The organism is Azospirillum humicireducens (assembly GCF_001639105.2).
GTDB classification, from domain to species: Bacteria; Pseudomonadota; Alphaproteobacteria; order Azospirillales; family Azospirillaceae; genus Azospirillum; species Azospirillum humicireducens.
In genome coordinates this window covers 453,264-469,829 of record NZ_CP028907.1, presented here as the reverse complement: position 1 = coordinate 469,829, position 16,566 = coordinate 453,264, and the positions used below count along the sequence as shown (strand labels likewise).

Sequence of the window (16,566 nt, the reverse complement as noted above, 5' to 3'; positions counted from 1 at the left end):
TCTCCTGGGGCTTTCTTCCAGGGCCGCCGTGACATTATCCCCATGCAGCAAAAATCTATTCCCGAAATCGCCGTTCTGGCAATGACCGCTCGCGGTCTACACTGCGGGAATCAAATGCCAATCCGCATTGGCGAATTCGTTTTCGGGAAGGAAAGCCACATGGTCCTGTCGCGCGCCGCTGTCGCCTGGGAAGCCAACCGTCCGCTGGAGATCGAAGAGGTCGAGGTCGCGGCGCCCAAGGCTGGCGAGGTGATGGTCCGCATCGTCGCCACCGGCGTCTGCCATACCGACGCCTACACCCTGTCCGGCAAGGATTCCGAAGGCGTCTTCCCCTGCATCCTGGGCCATGAGGGCGGCGGCGTGGTGGTGGAGGTCGGCCCCGGCGTGACCTCCGTGGCGGTCGGCGACCATGTGATCCCGCTCTACACGCCGGAATGCGGCAAGTGCAAATTCTGCCTGTCCGGCAAGACCAACCTGTGCCAGGCGATCCGCGCCACCCAGGGCAAGGGCCTGATGCCGGACGGCACCAGCCGCTTCTCGCTGAAGGGCAAGGAGATCGCCCACTATATGGGCACCTCGACCTTCTCCGAATACACGGTTCTGCCGGAGATCGCGCTCGCCAAGATCAACAAGGCCGCACCGCTGGAGAAGGTCTGCCTGCTGGGTTGCGGCGTCACCACCGGCATGGGTGCGGTGATGAATACCGCAAAGGTGGAGCCGGGTTCCACGGTCGCCATCTTCGGCCTGGGCGGCATCGGCCTGTCGGCGATCATCGGCGCCACCATGGCGAAGGCCAGCCGCATCATCGGCGTCGACATCAACCCGTCGAAGTTCGAGATCGCCAAGCAGCTGGGCGCCACCGACGTCATCAACCCGATGGATTACGACCGTCCGATCCAGGAAGTCCTGGTCGAACTGACCGACGGCGGCGTCGATTACAGCTTCGAATGCATCGGCAACGTCAAGGTGATGCGGGCCGCCCTGGAATGCTGCCACAAGGGCTGGGGCGAGTCGGTGATCATCGGCGTCGCCGGCGCCGGCGAGGAGATTTCCACCCGTCCGTTCCAGCTGGTCACCGGCCGCGTCTGGCGGGGGTCGGCCTTCGGCGGCGTCAAGGGCCGTTCGGAGCTGCCGGACTATGTGGAGCGCTACCTGCGCGGCGAGTTCGAGCTGGACACCTTCATCACCCACACCATGGGGCTGGAGGACATCAACCACGCCTTCGACCTGATGCATGAGGGCAAGAGCATCCGCTCGGTCATCCTCTACAACCAGTAAAGCGACGGCGTTCCCCTCCTCCGCGCCGGAGGAGGGGAGTTTCCGGCAGATACCCACAAAAAGGCAGTTCCATGACCGACCCCCTCACCACCCTGTCGGAAACCCGCGTCTTCGGCGGCCGGCTGAAGCGGGTGCGGCACCAGTCCGCGGCGGTGGATTGCGACATGACCTTCGCCATCTTCCTGCCGCCGCAGGTGGAGGACGGCGTCAAGGTGCCGGTCTTCTACTGGCTGTCGGGGCTGACCTGCACCGATGAGAATTTCACCCAGAAGGCCGGCGCCTTCCGCGTCGCCGCGGAGTTGGGTCTTGCCATCGTCGCCCCAGACACCAGCCCGCGGGGCGACGGGGTGCCGGGCGACCCAGAAGGTGCTTGGGATTTCGGCCTCGGTGCCGGCTTCTATGTCGATGCGACGGAGGAGCCGTGGGCCCGGCACTATCGCATGCACGATTATGTGACGCGGGAGCTGCCTGCGCTTGTCGAGGGCAACTTCCCTGTCAGCGACCGCCGCTCCATCGCCGGCCATTCGATGGGCGGGCATGGCGCGCTTGTCTGCGCGCTGAAGCATCCCGGCTTCTACAAGGCGGTCTCGGCCTTCGCCCCGATCGTCAACCCGGCGGCGGTGCCGTGGGGCGAGAAGGCGTTCGGCCGCTATCTGGGACCGGACCGGGACCGTTGGCTGGAGTGGGACGCCTGCGCACTGATCGCGAAGGCTCCGGAACGCCTGCCGATCCTGATCGACCAGGGCGACGGCGACGGCTTCCTGGAGGCTCAGCTGAAGCCGCAGGCGCTGGTCGCCGCGGCGGACGCGGCGGGGCATCCCGTGACCCTGCGCATGCAGCCGGGCTACGACCACAGCTATTTCTTCATCAGCACCTTCATCGAGGATCACCTGCGTCACCATGCGGCGGCGCTGGTGGGGTGAGTGGCAGGCTTCGATTGCCCCCACCCCAACCCTCCCCCTCTTCGAGGGAGAGGGTGCCTTATGGGACTGCGGCGGCAGTCCCGTCCACCGCCAAAATGCGGGGGAGGTTAGGGAGGGGGTCAGCCGCCATATGCTGCAACTCGCGTTACACCACCCGCCGCGTCAGGTGGTTGTCCCACCGGAAGTCCGGCGCCCGGCGCTCCGGCCCTGCTTCGGCGGTGTTCGACACCGGCTCGATCACGCCGAGCCCGCTGGTCGCCAGATAGCCCTCGCCGTTCGGCGCCAGTCCACACCCATCGGCGAGCGCTGTCGATCCCAGCCATGTGCCGCCCGCGGCGTCCCACAGGCCGATGATCCCGCCCAGCGGTGAACTGGCGGCGACGGTCCGGCCGTCCGACGCGACGCTGCCGATATAGCCCTGCAGTCGCACCAGCACGTCCTCGGGCGTGTCGAACAGGCGGACGGGCCCGCTGCCGGGGCGGTGGGCGCCGGTCAGGGGCTGCAGCATGCCGATGGGCCGTTCGTCCTGCGTGCCGAATGCGATGCCGCCATCGTCCAGCAGAGCGATGTGGCGGATGCCGAGGTTGCTGTGCTCCTCCGGCAGGCGGACCTTGTCGAGCAACCTGCCGGTCGCCGCCTCCACATAGGTCAGCGAGGCGTCCATGCTGTCGAGGTTCAGCTTGGCCCGGCCGGTGTCGGGGTGGGTGATGACGCCGCCGTTGGCAACCGCCAGCGTGGTGCCGTCCCGCATCAGAATCAACTCGTGCGGGCCGAGACCGTGGGTGGGAATGGCGCCGACGCGGCGGTAATTGTCGGTGGCGTCATAGACGCCGATGGCCCCCTCCTCGCGCGGGACATCGTCCTCGGCGACATAGAGGGTTCGGCCGTCGGCGGAATAATCGCCATGCCCGGTGAAGCGGCGGTCGTCCGGCGCCCGCACAACCGGACCCGGAGCGCCGTCGGTCAGAGACAGGATCTGGAACCAGCGGCCGGGCCGGCGGGCGAACGCCACCGCCTCGGCCATGCCGGGACGCGGCGTGATGCCGTGGGCGCGGCCGGGGGTGGGGGTGGTGAACAGCAGCTTGCCGGTATCGGTCAGCGCGGCGACGCCAAAGGTCGGCTCGGCTCCGGCAGTGGCATAGGCGTTGAGATAGATCGCGCCGTTGCCTGCGGCATGGGCCTTGCCCGTCAGCATGGCGAGCAGACCGCCACCCAGCAGGCGCCCGCCGGCGAGCAGACCGAGGATGTTACGGCGGTCCAGCGCTCCCATCCCGACCATGGCTCAGTCCCCATCCAGCTCGTTGAAGCCCAGCGTGATGTCCAGTTGCGGGGCGAGCGTGCCCAGCATTTCCACCCGTGCCGCCTTGATCAGGCGGAGGGCGCCGTCGGCCTTCTTGCGGGCGGCGGGATCGGTCACCGCCTTGTTCAGCGGACCGGGCACCGCCTCCACTGCGCCGATGGCGGCGGCGAAGCTCTCGTCGATTGCCTGCCTGGCGGTCGCCCCGTCCTCTCCAGGCGGCAGCAGCGAGACGAAACCCGGCCCGCCATGCTCACCCATCAGCAGGGCGCGCAGCCCTTCCAGGTTCAGCACGATGTTGCGCAGCGCCCGGCCGCTGCGCAGGGCCTCGACCACCGTCGGCTTGGCATCCTCGATGCCGGTGCCGAGCGGGGCCATCAGCTTCTGGTCGATGATCACCTGCATGGCGGTGATGGCGGAGGCGTAGAGCGTGTTCACGGCCTCCGACGCGGTGGGGCCAAGGATGGTCGCCTGACCGGCGGCCAGAGGAGCCTCCAGCTCTTTCCAGCCGTCACGCGCATCGGTCGCGATGGCGGCGACGTTGCGGGCTGCGGCTGCGGCGAGCAGCCCACGGAAGCGCTTGGCGTCGCTGCCGGTGAAGCTCTCCACCGTGACGTTCTCGTCGAACAGCAGCCTCTCCAGCACGGTCAGTCCCTGCACGGCGGCGCTCTGGCGTGCCAGCGCCCCCGGCTGCAGCAGCTTCGGGTCCTGGTCGCGCAGGATCTGGCCGATCTGGCGCTGGACCACGCCCGCACGCTCCGGCCAGAAGGACATGCGGTCGGCGCGCAGATTCACGGTCAGCGGACCGGGCCGCAGATGCTGGACCGCGGCCCAGGCGTCGGTGACGCGGGTGTGGGCCGTCCGCGCCTCTTCCAGGCCGACGGCGGTCGGACCGGCGGCGAAGCGGTCGAGCGTGTCCGCATAGGCCGCGGATGCGGCCACCAGCGCGTCGAAGCGGGGCAGGGCATGGGTGCGGACCATGCCGGCCAGGAACTCGCTGTCCTTGTCCGACCGGCGGGCGGCGAAGGCCGGGGTCCGGGGCAGCAGAGCCGCCACGGCGGCTGCGGCCGACATCAGTCCAAGCACTATGCGGCGTCGCATACGATCAAATCCCCTCTGCCGGTGACGCGGTTCGAAACCCCGCCCTTCCTTTACAAACCCAGCACGTAACGCACCAGCCGTTTCCGCTCCGCCGCCGGAAGGGTCATGAAGCGTTCCTTCGCTCCCTCCGCCTCGCCACCGTGCCAGAGGATGGCTTCGGTCACGCTTCGGGCGCGCCCGTCATGCAGCAGCGACAGCTGTCCATCCCTTGCCGCAAGCCGGTTCAGCCCCCACAGCGGCGTGGTGCGCCAGTCGCTCCCGCGTGCCTCGCCCATCGGCAAGGCGTCGCCCAGGGCAGGACCGAGATCATGCAGCAGCATGTCGCTGTGCGGGAAGATGTCGCGGTCGGACAGGGCCGGATGCGCCGGATCCCCGCCCGTGCGCCAGGATGGGCGGTGGCAGGCGGCGCAGCCGGTATCGGCGAACAGCCTGGTGCCGGCCTTGTCCTTCGGCGCCTCCAGGCTGCCGTCGGGTGGCAGGTCGCGCAGATAGCCGTCGATCAGGCCGATCACCGTGCTGGGGATCTCCAGCCCCTCGAACTGCTTGGAGTCGCCGTGGGGGGCGTTGCGGCAGGCGGTCTGAGCCGGGGTGCAGTCGCCCCAAGGCTCCGGATAGGCAGGGGTCGACATGCCGATGTCGAGGCTGAAGGCTTCCGCATCCTGGTGGTCGAGCGTGGGGTGCATCGCCTTCCAGCCGAAACGGCCGACCTGACGCTTGCCGTCCACCGTCACATGGTTGACACGCCCGGCCACCGGGGCGCCGGAGGCCGCCTGCCGCGCCGCCTCGGCCTCGATCGCCTCGGCGGGGATGCGGTCGAGCAGGCCCATGCCATGCACCCGAGGTGGCACGCGGGCGGACATCACCGTCGCCTGCGCCAGCGGACCATAACCGAGATCCTCGACCACCGGCGTGGGATGGCGCAGCCGGACGGTCTCGCCGTCGGGGAAGCGCACCTCCTCCTCCCGGTAGGTGACGCGGGGACGTCCTTCGATCACCTGGCCGAGGATGGCGTTCGACTGGATCTGCCGGCCATAGACCGGGTCGTCGTTCAGCTTGATCGCATAGCCGACGCCCTGGTCTCCCTCCACCGCCGGGTCGGGGGGCCTGCCGCCGCCGGCGCGCGGATGGCAGGTGGCGCAGGAGCGTGCGTTGTAGAGCGGGCCGAGACCGTCCGCCGCCTGGGTCGCGGTGGGCGCCGCCACCCACATGCGGCGGAACAGAGCTTCGCCGATGCGGTTGTCGAGGCTGTCGGCAGCCTGCGCGGCGGGAGCGAGAAGGAGAAAAAGCGCGGTTGCTGTGCCGCGGAGCGAAATCTCAAGCAACGCGGATGTATCCCATCATGCCGGTGTCCTGATGTTCGATGATGTGGCAGTGGAACATCCAGTCGCCCGGATTGTCGGCCTTGATGGCCACGCGCAGGCGTTCCTTCGGCTCCAGCAGGACGGTGTCGGCATGGTGGGGCACCACCTTGCGGCCGTCGGACGACAGCACCTTGAAGGTGTAGCCGTGGATGTGGATCGGGTGCAGGTGCGGCGTCAGGTTGGCCAGCTCGAAGATGTAGCTCCGGCCCTTCTCCAGCGTGACCAGCGGCGGGGGCAGATGCTCGTGCCCACCCTCCGGCCAGCTCTGCTGGTTGACCGCCCAGAAGGTCTTCTGTGACAGGCAGAGCGAGTCGGCATAGGGCAGCGCGGCCAGGATGGCTGGATCGAAGCTCTGCGCCACCGCGGTGGCGGAGAAAGCCATCGGAATGACCGGCGCGTCCTTCAGGTCCGGTTCCGGGATGGTGGAGGCGGGCAGGGCGCGCGGCTTGAAGCGCTTGTTGGGCAGGGCGGGGCCGACGGCGCGGAAGATGGCGAGCGGCTTGGGCTCGGCGGAATAGACGTTGGTCAGCCGCAGGGTCTGGCCAGCCCTGGCGGGAGCGCGGAACAGAACGTCGATGCGCATCGCCGGGCCCATCGGCCAGCCATCCAGCGGGCGGGGCGGCAGCGGGTTGCCGTCGACCGCAATGATCCACGCCTCCGCCCCCTCCACCCGAAGATCGACGACGCGGGTGCTGTCGATGTTGTAGAGGCGTGCGCGGATGTCGCCGTTGGTGGGGACCTCGATCACCGGGTCGATGGCGCCGTTGACCGTCGACACGCTGCCGAAGGTGCCGGCGCGCGAAGCGCCGCGATCGGTGGTGAAGGCACCGAACTTGCCGGATTTGTCGAGTTGCCAGTCCTTGACCAGACAGACGAGGTCGGCGTCGACCTTGGGCGCGTCCGGCTCCTCGACGATCAGCACCCCGGCAAGGCCGCGGCCCAGCAGCTCCACCGTGTTGCAATGGGGATGAAAGAAGAAGGATCCGGCGTCCGGCGGAGTGAATTCATAGACATGGCGCTCACCGGGCCTGGTCGGCGGCTGGGTCAGGTAGGGCACGCCGTCCTCCAGGTTCGGCAGGCGGATGCCGTGCCAGTGGATCGAGGTGTGCTCGTCCAACCCGTTGACCAGGGTCGCCCGCAGCCGCTGGCCCTTGCGCATGCGGATGATCGGACCGGGAAAACTGTCGGCGTAGGTGATCAGCGGCGACGGTTCGGCGGGCTCCGGCAGGATGCGCTGAAGACGCTGCTTCGCGACCAGCTCCACTTCGACCAGATCGCCGGCGGAGGTGACGGGCGCCGGTCCGCTCAAACCGGTCTTCAGGGCGCCGCCATCCGTCGCGGCGGCGCCGGTTCCGCCCAGCGCCGCCGCCGCGACGGCAGCGCCCCCAGCGCGTAGAAGGGCACGGCGGGACAGGGCTGCGGCGAGACGGTGCGGCATGACGGCGGTCCGGGAACGACAGGCAGGAAAAAAACCGGCTCCGGTCCCCCCATCCGCGCCGGATCGGCCCGGAAGGGAAGTGGGGGGGGCGGTCATGCGCGGATGGGGCGCGGGACCGGAGCCGGATGCAGGCTTACTTGCCGACCTTCGACGGATCGTCGAGGCTGTCGGAACCCTGGACGCTGATGGAGACGCCCAAGGTGCTGACGGCGCCTTCCAGCGCCTTCTTCTGGTCGACAAGACGGTCGACGGCGGTGGCCACCAGCTTGTTGCCCACCTCGTTGTCGGCGGCGATCATCTGGTCGTAGGCCATCTTGCCGCTGTCGGCGGTGTCCTTGATCGCCTGCATCGCCTTCATGGTCTCGGCCATGGCGGTCTTCACCGCGGCGTCGGCGTCGGCGGACTTGGCGGCGACCAGCTGCGACAGCGATGCGCCGGAGACGGTCTTGCCGTCGGTGCGCTTGTAGCTGCCGTTGTAGACGTTCACCATGCCGACTTCGTCGTAATAGTGCGAGTTGTGGGTGTTGTCGGAGAAGCAGTCATGCTCCTCCTCCGGATCATGCAGCATCAGGCCGAGCTTCATGCGCTCGCCCGCCAGCTCGCCGTAGCTGAGCGAACCCAGGCCGGTCAGCATGCGGGCGATGCCCTCGCCCTCCGGGGCCTTGGCGATGGAGGCGCGGGCCTTGCCCTTCGGCGCCCACTCCGCCGTCATCTCGGCGAGGTCGTCGACCAGCATCTGGGTGGCAACGGTCAGATACTGGGCGCGGCGGTCGCAATGGCCGTTTGTGCAGGCCTTGCCCTTGGCGTAGTCGGTGGCCTTGCGTTCGCCCGCACCGGGACCGGTGCCATGCAGATCCTGGCCCCACAGCAGGAATTCGACGGCGTGGTAGCCGGTGGCGACGTTCGCCTCGACCTTGCCGGCCTCGTGCAGCTTGTCGGCCAGCAGACCCTTGGTGATCTTCGAGGCGTTGATCGTCTTGCCGCCGGCCGTGATCTTCGGGTTGGCGATGACGTTGGCCTTGGCGTAGGGATTGCTCTCGCCGCCGGCATAGCCGTCGTCGACATAGTCGATCAGTCCCTCGTCCAGCGGCCATGCATTGACCTTGCCTTCCCAGGCATCGACGATCGGATTGCCGAAGCGGAAGGCCTCCGTCTGCATGTAGGGAATGCGGGCAGCCTTCCAGGTCTCGCGCGCCTTCGCCAGCGTCTCCTCGGTCGGGTTGGCGACCAGGGCGTCCACCGCCTTCTTCAATGCCTTGGCGCCGTTGGTGGCGTCCTCGTAGGCGGCATGGGCAATGTCGGCGTAGGTCTTCGCCACGTCCTTATAGGCCGGCGCCGCCGCCTGGGCGGCGAACGGCATCAGGGCAACGACGGCTACGGCGGCAAGGCCGGCAGCGCGCTTCGACATGGAGGTCTCCTCGAACGTCGGTGGTCTGGGGTGACAGCAAGTGCGACTGATTCTCAGGGAATAACGTCGCGAATCATTATCACTGTCAAGCCCTATCCGCGTTGGGGGTACTCGGAAAGGCGGCTGCGGCCGTCAACTTCGTCGATGCAACATGGAGACGGAGAGACCGCCGGCCGTTCCTCACTCTTGGCGGAGAGCCCGATTGAGCGCCTGGCTCAGGTCCTCGAACAGGTCGTCGGGCGACTCAAGGCCGACCGACAGCCGGAGCAGGTCGCCGGGAACCGGGGAGGTCGGGCCTTCGATGCTGGCGCGATGCTCGATCAGGCTTTCCACCCCGCCCAGCGACGTGGCGCGGCGCCAGATTCCGACATGGGAGGCGGTGTCGATGGCGGCCTGGGTGCCGCCCTTCACCCGGATCGACAGCATGCCGCCGAAGCCGCCGGTCATCTGCCGCGAGGCGATGCCGTGGCCGCGGAAGCCGGGCAGGCCGGGATAGAGCACCTCGGCCACCTGCGGATGGGCGGACAGCCGCTCCGCCAGGGTCATCGCGGCGGCGCATTGCCAGCGGACGCGGGCGAACAGGGTGCGCAGCCCGCGCTGGAGAAGCCATGCCTCGAAGCTGCCGAGGATGCCGCCCTGCTGGGTCTGCACCGCCTTGATGCGGCTCCAGAACTCGTCCTTGCGGGCGGCGGTCAGGGTGCCGGCGACGACGTCCGAATGGCCGTTCAGGTATTTGGTCGCCGAATGCATGACGATGTCGGCGCCCAGCTCCAGCGGACGGGTCAACACCGGAGTCGCCACAGTGCTGTCCACGGCAAGCCATGCCCCGGCCTCATGCGCGAGTTCGGCCACCGCGGCGATGTCGGTGACGGTCCACAGCGGGTTGGCGGGCGTCTCCAACCAGACCAGCCGCGTCTCGCCGGGCCGGAGTGCGGCCCGGACCGCGTCGGTGTTGCTGGTGTCCACCCCTTCCACCCGCAAGCCCCAGCGGGTCGCCGGGCCATGCAACCAGTTGCGGAAGGCCCAGTACATCACGTCTGGAACGATCACATGGTCGCCGGGATCGAGCGCCTGGAACACCGCCGTCGCCGCCGCCATGCCGGAGGCGAACAGCAGCGTGTCCGCCCCCTTTTCCAGTTCGGTGATTGTCCGTGCCGGAATGTCGAAGGTCGGATTGTCGGCGCGGGCATAAACCCGGCCGCGGTCATAGCCGTTGTCGGGATCGCGGATGTATGTGGTGGAGGGGTGGATCGGCGGAATGACTGCACCGCTGGCGGCGTCCTCAAATCCCAGGGCGCCGGCGGCGATGGTTTCGGGACGGTGGGGGCGGTCGGTCATCGCCGGGGCACTCCGGATCGGGGCGAAAAGGGGGTTCAACGATACGCCCTCGACCGCAGCCGGCGCAACGCCCCGTCCGATGGTCCGCCCATCGCCGAAGGTTCAGGCGTAGCGGGCGATCAGGCGGGCGAGAGGCGGCCCGGACAGCACCACCACGAAAAGCCGCAAGGTCTGCAACGCCAGCACCAGCGGCAGATCCACCCCGGTGCCGAGCGCGATCACCACCACCGAGTCGAGCCCGCCCGGACTGGTGGCGAGGAAGGCCGTCAGCGGGTCGGTCGGCAGCAGCGTGACCAGCATCCAGGCCGACAGGCTGCACAGCGCGATCATCAGCGCGGTCGACAGAAGCATCTGTGGCACCGCGCGGACTGCGTCGCCCAGGACCTCGCGGGTGAAGCGCAGCCCGATGCTCCAGCCGATCAGCGCGTATGTGACGGTCAGCAGCGCATGGGGCAGTTGAAGCGATAGCCCGGCCCCGGTCTGGACCAGCGCCCCCAGCACCATCGGCACCAGAAGGGCGCCCGACGGGATACGGAACCGGTGCCCGATCCAGCCGCCGACCAGGGCGACCAGCAGGGTCGCCGCCAGCCCCGCCGGGTCCAGCGCCTCGACCGGGGCAGCGGCCGGGGCAGCGGCCGGGATCGAACCCTGCGGAGCGGCGGTCAGTGCGTGGGTGACCAGGGAGGCGCTGAGAACCACCAGAACCACGCGCAGATACTGCATCACCGCGACAAGCCGGACATCCGCGCCATGCTGGCCCGCCATCGCGACCATCGCCGAGGCGGCTCCCGGTGACACGCCCCAGGCTGCGGTGGTGCCGGGCAGGCTTCCGTAGCGCACGAAGAGCCAGCCGACGATGCCGCTGACCATCACCGTCAGCCCGACCGTTCCCAGCATCAGCGGCCAGTTGCTGGCGATCGACAGCAGAATCGACGGGGTGACGGCGTGGGCAACCAGGCAGCCGATGATTGCCTGGGCCATCGTGAAGCCGGATGGCGGCACCCGGATGGAGGCTCCGCCGACGCCGAAGGCGATGGCTCCGAACATCGGCCCGATCAGCCAGGCGGCCGGCAAGCCGATCCAACTCAACCCCAGAGTGGCCGCTCCCGACAGCGCCAGCAGGCCCGCCCATTGCGCCAGCTTGCCGGCCTGCCCCATCGGCCGGCCGCCTCCCGCCCGATCCCCCGCACCCGCCACTGATTCATACCTATACGAATGTTTTGCGACCGGATCATGCTGCCTGCCGCAGGACCTTTCCGTCCAGCGGCAGGACGGGCGCGGCAGCCATGCATTGCGGGTGAATTGCGGTGGGGGCGGATTCAGCCGGCGGAGCGGATGCGGCTGAGGAAATCGTCGACACCCCGGTTCAGCTCGTCCGCCTGACGGTGCAGCAGGCCGGCGGCGGACAGCACCTCCTGCGCGATTCCGCCGGTTTCCGTCGAGGACTGCGTCACCTGCCCGATCGACCCGGTGATCCGGCGGGCTCCGACGGCCACCTCCTGGACATTGCGGGTGATCTCCTGGGTGGCGGCGGTCTGTTCCTCCACCGTTGCGGCGACGGTCGTGACGATCTCGTTGATTTGGTTGATGGTGCGGCCCACGCCGTGGATCGCCTCGGCAGCGTTGCCGGCCGCATTCTGCATCCCGGCGATCTGGGTGGAGATNCGTGGCGTTCAGGGCCAGCAGGTTGGTCTGACTGGCGATGTTGTTGATGAGGTTGACCACGTCGCCGATGCGCTGTGCCGCTTCGACCAGGCCGCTGACGGTTCCCTTCGTGCGTTCCGCCTCATCGACGGCGGAGGACGAGATACGGGAGGATTCGTTGACGTGCCGGCTGATGTCGGAGATGGAGGCGGAGAGCTGTTCGGTCGCGGCCGCGACCGTCTGCATGCTGGAGGAGGCGATCTCCGTCTCCGATGCGACATCGGCGGAGCGGCGGCTGGTGGCGGTCGCAATCTCCGACATGCGTCGTGCATGGGCCTGCATCTGGTCGGACGCGGCAACCGTGCCCTCGACGATGCTCTTCACGCTGTCCTCGAAATCGCCGGCCAGCCGGTCGAGCGTTGTGCGCTTGCTGTCCTCTTCGGCGGCCTTGTAGGTCTCCAGCAGCAGTTCCATGTCGAACCACGTTACCTTGGTCAGCGCTTCCAGCTGGGAGCTGCGGGTGCGGTGGGCGGCGCCACCGAACAGGCCGGCGATCACACCGCCGCCGCCGCCCGTCAGGCCCAGTTCACGGGCGATGTTCGTGCTGACGACGAAGTGGCAGATCGACACGGCATAGGCCGGTACGCCGTTGCTGTAGAACAAGGACGCCAGCCGCCGGGCGGATTCGGCGAAGCCCTCGTCGAGACGGCCGGAGGCGGCGCGAGACCAATGGTCGACGCGGGCGGCATGCACATCCGGCAGCTTCAACGCCGACTGGATTTCCGGCCAAGCATCGAAATGACGGTGCCATCGCTCAAGCAGTTCTGGAAGTCTGCGTTCGACAAAATCCCGGTTTTCCCGAAGGATGGCAAGATCATCTTCGGTAATGGCAAAAGCGGCAAGACTCTTGGCATGCCCGTTGGACAGCGCGACACTCATGCCCGGACGATCCCCCATTCCGAATTCTAAGGTACGGCTGCCACAACCGCCAGCCTTTGGTCAACCGCTCGTTTTGATTGTTTCTGCCAACAATCGCTTCAAAACCGATGTATCGTGTGACCATTAAGCATGAAGAGTTCGTATGTATGAAGTGTAATTTTTTAGATAAATATTTCGTACACGATAGACTGAAATTATAAGACGTTCGATCCCGGAAATTTTTCTTACTGGTACAAAAGTATGATCGACCATTCGTCAGAGACATTCAGAAAATGCGAAACAAGTTCCTCAATTCCCGCTTGGGGGGAGGCGGAAATTCGGAGAGGTACTGATTTTCGAGGCGGAGGCCATGCTGTTGCCGTGAAAGTCCCCGAGTGATCGAAGCGACAGCCGCTTGTCAGGAACCTCTGGCACCAGGACTGGTTGAGCGATCGGTCATCGTATTTTTTCGAGAAGACGATGACCGGCAATTCCAGTCCCCGCTGGTGGAGGCGGAGCTGGCCGGCATCCCAATGCCGGCACGGTATTTTCATTGAACGACCAATCAAAATAAAAATCGCTGTTGTGTGCGGCGAAATGAGCAACGTCGTCATCAAAATGCAAATTCCGTGAACGGCGCTATCGACCGCGCCCCTCGTCTCGGGGCAATCTACGGCCCGATTACCATCGTCCCGTTCTGTTGCGTCCCGGAAGCCTTGCCATGTCCATGAACCTGCCCACGCCCACCGGCTCGTCTTCGACGGGGACGGGAGAGGTGCGCCTGACGGTTCGCGGCCTGCGCAAGGTCTTCGCCGACGATCCGCGTCCGGCTCTGGAGATGCTGCGCCGCGGCGCGACGAAAGCGGAGGTGCTGCGGACGCTGAACGTCAATGTCGGCGTGGCGGAGGCCAGCTTCGATATCCGGGCCGGCGAGATCTTCGTCATCATGGGCCTGTCCGGATCCGGGAAATCGACCATCATCCGTCTGCTGAACCGGCTGATCGAGCCGTCGGAGGGGGAGATCCGGCTGGACGGCCGCGACCTGACCCGCCTGTCCTATGGCGATCTGGTCGAGGTGCTGCGGCGGGACATGAGCATGGTTTTCCAGTCCTTCGCCCTGCTGCCCAACCGCACCGCCCTGGAGAATGCCGTCTTCGGGCTGGAGGTCGCCGGGGTCTCGCGTGCCCAGAGGCGCAAGGCGGCCATGGCGGCGCTGGAACGGGTGGGACTGGCCGCCTATGCCGACCGCTATCCGGATGAACTGTCGGGCGGCATGCAGCAGCGGGTCGGGCTTGCCCGCGCGCTTGCCAAGAATCCAACGATCATGCTGATGGACGAGGCATTTTCCGCGCTCGATCCGCTGATCCGTACCGACATGCAGGATGAGCTTCTGCGGCTTCAGCGCGAGGATTCCCGGACCATCGTCTTCATTTCCCACGATGCGGAGGAAGCGATGCGGCTGGCCGACCGCATCGCGGTTATGGAGGACGGGCGAATCGCCCAGATCGGGACGCCCGCCGAGATCCTGCGCGCGCCGGCCGACGATTATGTCCGCGCCTTCTTCCGCGGCGTCGATTCCACACGCGTTCTGCGCGCCCGCGACCTCGCCCGCCCGCCGACACCGGCAGACGCCATGGGGGAGGGGGAGGGCGCGCGTTTCCGCTACCGCACCGATGCCGCCGGCCATTTCCGCGGCGTGCTGGCCGGCGACGGCAGCTCGGCCCTGTTCGGGCTGGAACCCGTGGCGGCTGACACCCCGCTGCACGCGCTGTTCGGCCGGGTCGCCGCCGCGCCCTGCCCGCTGCCGGTGGTGGAGGCGGACGGTCGCTTTGTCGGCGTGATCTCCCGCGCAGTTCTCCTGGCGGCGCTGGACCGGGGGGAAGGCGCCGGCCGCGAGGTGCGTCATGGCTGAGGCGGCGATCCTCGACGTGGAATGGCTGAGCGAGACCATCGGCGGCGGCATCGCCCGCGGGTCGGAATGGCTGGTGGCGACGATTCTCGACCATGGCCAGCCGGCGCTGACCGCCATCGCCGGGGTGGTCGACGGGCTGGGCGGCGCACTGGACGACCTGCTGCTGGGCGTGCCGCCCTGGCTGCTGGCGCTGGTGCTGGCCGCAATCGCCCTGTGGCGGGTGGGCCGAGGCTTCGCCCTGTTCACCCTGCTGGCGTTCGGCGGCATCTTCGTGATGGGCCTGTGGGAGCCGACGATCTCGACCCTCGGCCTCGTGCTCGCCTCAACGGTGCTCAGCCTGATCGGCGGGGTGCCGCTCGGCATCTGGATGGCGCGCAGCAAGATCGCCGACGGGGTGGGCAAGACGCTGCTCGACCTGATGCAGACGATGCCGGCCTTCGTCTATCTCATTCCGGCGGTGATGTTCTTCGGACTGGGGCGGGTGCCGGGCATCATCGCCACGGTGGTGTTCGCCATGCCGCCGGCGGTGCGGCTGACCGCGCTCGGCATCCGGCAGGTGCCGGAGGAGCTGGTTGAGGCCGGCCGCGCCTTCGGTTGCCGCAGCCATCAGCTGCTGTTCAAGGTCCAACTGCCCAACGCGCTGCCGTCGATCATGGCCGGGGTGAACCAGACCATGATGATGGCGCTGTCGATGATCGTCGTCGCCTCGATGATCGGCGCCGGCGGGCTGGGCAACGTGGTGCTCCAGGGCATCCAGCGCCTCGACATCGGCCTCGGCGTGCAGAGCGGACTGAGCGTGGTGCTGCTCGCCGTCGTGCTCGACCGCATCACCCAGAGTTTCGGGCGGGGTGTTCGCCGTCGGGCCGCCGCCGGAACGGCCAAGCGGCGCTGGTGGCGGCGGTGAGGTCAGGCGTTGAGTTCGGAATCGAGGTAGCCCAGCGCCACTGCCCGCGCGGCGCTGCCGTCGATGGCACCCGTCAGAGCGAAGCGCAGCCACAGCCCGTCGATCATCGCCGCCAGCCCGACGGCCACCCGCTCCGCCCGTTCGGCCGGCAGCAGGGGGCGCAGGGCGTGCAGCAGGTTGGAATGCAGACGGCGGGCGTTGATGCGCTGCAGGCGCGCCAGCGCCGGATTGTGCGGCGCCTGCGCCCAGAAGCCCAGCCATGCGGCGACCACCCGCGGCTCGAACTGGCCGGGAGCGAAGTTGCAGTCGACGATGGCCTCCAGCCGCGCACGCGGCGAATCGGCGGTCGCCAGCCGCTGGGTCGCGTCGTCGCGCAGCTGCTGCAGCATGCTGCGCATGGTTGCGGCCAGCAGCTCGTCCTTGCCGCCGAAATAGTGATGGATGATGCCGGGCGATACGCCGGCCCCGCGGCTGATCGTCTGAACCGTGGTGTCGACCAGTCCATGCTCGCCCATCGAGGTGATGGTCGCGTCGATCAACTGACGGCGGCGGATCGGTTCCATTCCGACTTTGGGCATGGGGCGAGCGGTCTCCTGTCCTTCTCCGCCACGGCCGGCCGCAACCGTTACCTTGGCTTGGGCGGTAACAAATGCGCCATTTTCGCCGCTCCGTCGATGACGAAAACGGCAGACCGGACGAACGGGAAACACAGGAAAGAGGAGTTGAGGATATGAGCGGATGGATGGCCCTGGCCAAGGGGGTCGCGGGCGTCGGCGTCGCGGCGGCGGTGGTGCTGGGTGCCGGCGGGGCTCTGGCCGCNTGAAGGCCGACGCCTTCGGCCTGAAGGACTTCAAGCTCGTTGAGTCCAGCGAGGCCGGCATGCTGGCCGAGGTGAAGCGGGCCACCCGTAGCGAGGGCTGGGTCGTGTTCCTGGGCTGGGAACCGCACCCCATGAACAAGAGCTTCGAACTGACCTATCTGGAGGGCGGCGACGACTGGTTCGGCCCCAATCTGGGCGGCGCCACCGTCGCCACCAACGTCCGC

The 16,566-nt window shown here is 67.8% G+C and carries 14 protein-coding genes; 5 read left to right on the top strand and 9 right to left on the bottom strand.

Going from position 1 to position 16,566, the window contains the following annotated elements; translation table 11 throughout:
* Positions 1 to 159: 159 nt before the first annotated feature.
* Both A6A40_RS29285 and fghA read left to right on the top strand, forming a co-directional pair.
* Positions 160 to 1,278, top strand: a complete 1,119-nt coding sequence (locus tag A6A40_RS29285; protein ID WP_108549531.1) for an S-(hydroxymethyl)glutathione dehydrogenase/class III alcohol dehydrogenase — start codon at positions 160 to 162, stop codon at positions 1,276 to 1,278.
* Positions 1,279 to 1,349: 71 nt separating this feature from the next.
* Complete coding sequence (gene fghA, locus A6A40_RS29280) at positions 1,350 to 2,201, top strand: S-formylglutathione hydrolase (protein WP_108549335.1); 852 nt, start codon at positions 1,350 to 1,352, stop codon at positions 2,199 to 2,201.
* A 145-nt stretch (positions 2,202 to 2,346) separates the two neighbouring features.
* On the opposite strand, the gene A6A40_RS29275 is transcribed toward fghA, so the two are convergent.
* The 8 genes from A6A40_RS29275 to A6A40_RS29240 form a co-directional block, all read right to left on the bottom strand.
* Entirely contained in the window at positions 2,347 to 3,480 is a 1,134-nt protein-coding gene (locus A6A40_RS29275) for a DUF1513 domain-containing protein (protein WP_236784136.1), read from the bottom strand.
* A gap of 3 nt (positions 3,481 to 3,483) precedes the next feature.
* The gene (locus A6A40_RS29270; RefSeq protein WP_236784135.1) at positions 3,484 to 4,599 is read right to left on the bottom strand and encodes an imelysin family protein; all 1,116 of its coding nucleotides are present in this window, start codon (positions 4,597 to 4,599) and stop codon (positions 3,484 to 3,486) included.
* A gap of 50 nt (positions 4,600 to 4,649) precedes the next feature.
* Complete coding sequence (locus A6A40_RS29265; protein ID WP_236784134.1) at positions 4,650 to 5,921, bottom strand: di-heme oxidoredictase family protein; 1,272 nt, start codon at positions 5,919 to 5,921, stop codon at positions 4,650 to 4,652.
* A complete protein-coding gene (locus A6A40_RS29260; RefSeq protein WP_108549333.1) occupies positions 5,914 to 7,398 on the bottom strand; it encodes a multicopper oxidase family protein in 1,485 nt (494 codons plus the stop codon). The genes A6A40_RS29265 and A6A40_RS29260 overlap by 8 nt, the downstream gene beginning before the upstream one ends.
* Before the next feature lie 133 nt (positions 7,399 to 7,531).
* Entirely contained in the window at positions 7,532 to 8,806 is a 1,275-nt protein-coding gene (locus tag A6A40_RS29255; protein WP_108549332.1) for an imelysin family protein, read from the bottom strand.
* A gap of 180 nt (positions 8,807 to 8,986) precedes the next feature.
* The gene (locus tag A6A40_RS29250) at positions 8,987 to 10,144 is read right to left on the bottom strand and encodes a trans-sulfuration enzyme family protein (protein ID WP_108549331.1); all 1,158 of its coding nucleotides are present in this window, start codon (positions 10,142 to 10,144) and stop codon (positions 8,987 to 8,989) included.
* 102 nt (positions 10,145 to 10,246) lie between these two features.
* The gene (locus A6A40_RS29245) at positions 10,247 to 11,302 is read right to left on the bottom strand and encodes an AbrB family transcriptional regulator (RefSeq protein WP_108549330.1); all 1,056 of its coding nucleotides are present in this window, start codon (positions 11,300 to 11,302) and stop codon (positions 10,247 to 10,249) included.
* A gap of 507 nt (positions 11,303 to 11,809) precedes the next feature.
* Positions 11,810 to 12,727 (bottom strand): globin-coupled sensor protein (locus A6A40_RS29240; protein ID WP_236784133.1); only part of this gene is annotated, 918 nt, incomplete at its 3' end.
* Positions 12,728 to 13,433: 706 nt separating this feature from the next.
* On the opposite strand from A6A40_RS29240, the gene A6A40_RS29235 reads away from it, so the two are divergent.
* Positions 13,434 to 14,618, top strand: a complete 1,185-nt coding sequence (locus A6A40_RS29235; RefSeq protein WP_146191678.1) for a quaternary amine ABC transporter ATP-binding protein — start codon at positions 13,434 to 13,436, stop codon at positions 14,616 to 14,618.
* Positions 14,611 to 15,522, top strand: coding sequence for an ABC transporter permease (locus tag A6A40_RS29230; protein ID WP_108549329.1), 912 nt, complete (start codon positions 14,611 to 14,613; stop codon positions 15,520 to 15,522). The genes A6A40_RS29235 and A6A40_RS29230 overlap by 8 nt, the downstream gene beginning before the upstream one ends.
* Before the next feature lie 2 nt (positions 15,523 to 15,524).
* Here A6A40_RS29230 and betI read toward each other — a convergent pair whose 3' ends face one another.
* On the bottom strand, positions 15,525 to 16,100 hold the full coding sequence (gene betI, locus A6A40_RS29225; RefSeq protein WP_108549328.1) for a transcriptional regulator BetI: 576 nt from the start codon (positions 16,098 to 16,100) through the stop codon (positions 15,525 to 15,527).
* Positions 16,101 to 16,342: 242 nt separating this feature from the next.
* Between betI and A6A40_RS29220 the strand changes: the two genes are divergently transcribed.
* Positions 16,343 to 16,566, top strand: a 224-nt coding sequence (locus tag A6A40_RS29220; protein WP_272483275.1) for a glycine betaine ABC transporter substrate-binding protein, incomplete at both ends; no start/stop codon positions are given.

Bases quoted from the DNA above. Each gene is read 5' to 3' on its own strand.
- A6A40_RS29250 (WP_108549331.1), bottom strand. From the start codon at position 10,144: ATGACCGACCGCCCCCACCGTCCCGAAACCATCGCCGCCGGCGCCCTG.
- A6A40_RS29245 (WP_108549330.1), bottom strand. From the start codon at position 11,302: ATGGGGCAGGCCGGCAAGCTGGCGCAATGGGCGGGCCTGCTGGCGCTG.
- A6A40_RS29260 (WP_108549333.1), bottom strand. From the start codon at position 7,398: ATGCCGCACCGTCTCGCCGCAGCCCTGTCCCGCCGTGCCCTTCTACGC.
- A6A40_RS29275 (WP_236784136.1), bottom strand. From the start codon at position 3,480: ATGGTCGGGATGGGAGCGCTGGACCGCCGTAACATCCTCGGTCTGCTC.
- A6A40_RS29235 (WP_146191678.1), top strand. From the start codon at position 13,434: ATGAACCTGCCCACGCCCACCGGCTCGTCTTCGACGGGGACGGGAGAG.
- fghA (WP_108549335.1), top strand. From the start codon at position 1,350: ATGACCGACCCCCTCACCACCCTGTCGGAAACCCGCGTCTTCGGCGGC.
- betI (WP_108549328.1), bottom strand. From the start codon at position 16,100: ATGCCCAAAGTCGGAATGGAACCGATCCGCCGCCGTCAGTTGATCGAC.
- A6A40_RS29270 (WP_236784135.1), bottom strand. From the start codon at position 4,599: ATGCGACGCCGCATAGTGCTTGGACTGATGTCGGCCGCAGCCGCCGTG.
- A6A40_RS29255 (WP_108549332.1), bottom strand. From the start codon at position 8,806: ATGTCGAAGCGCGCTGCCGGCCTTGCCGCCGTAGCCGTCGTTGCCCTG.
- A6A40_RS29285 (WP_108549531.1), top strand. From the start codon at position 160: ATGGTCCTGTCGCGCGCCGCTGTCGCCTGGGAAGCCAACCGTCCGCTG.
- A6A40_RS29230 (WP_108549329.1), top strand. From the start codon at position 14,611: ATGGCTGAGGCGGCGATCCTCGACGTGGAATGGCTGAGCGAGACCATC.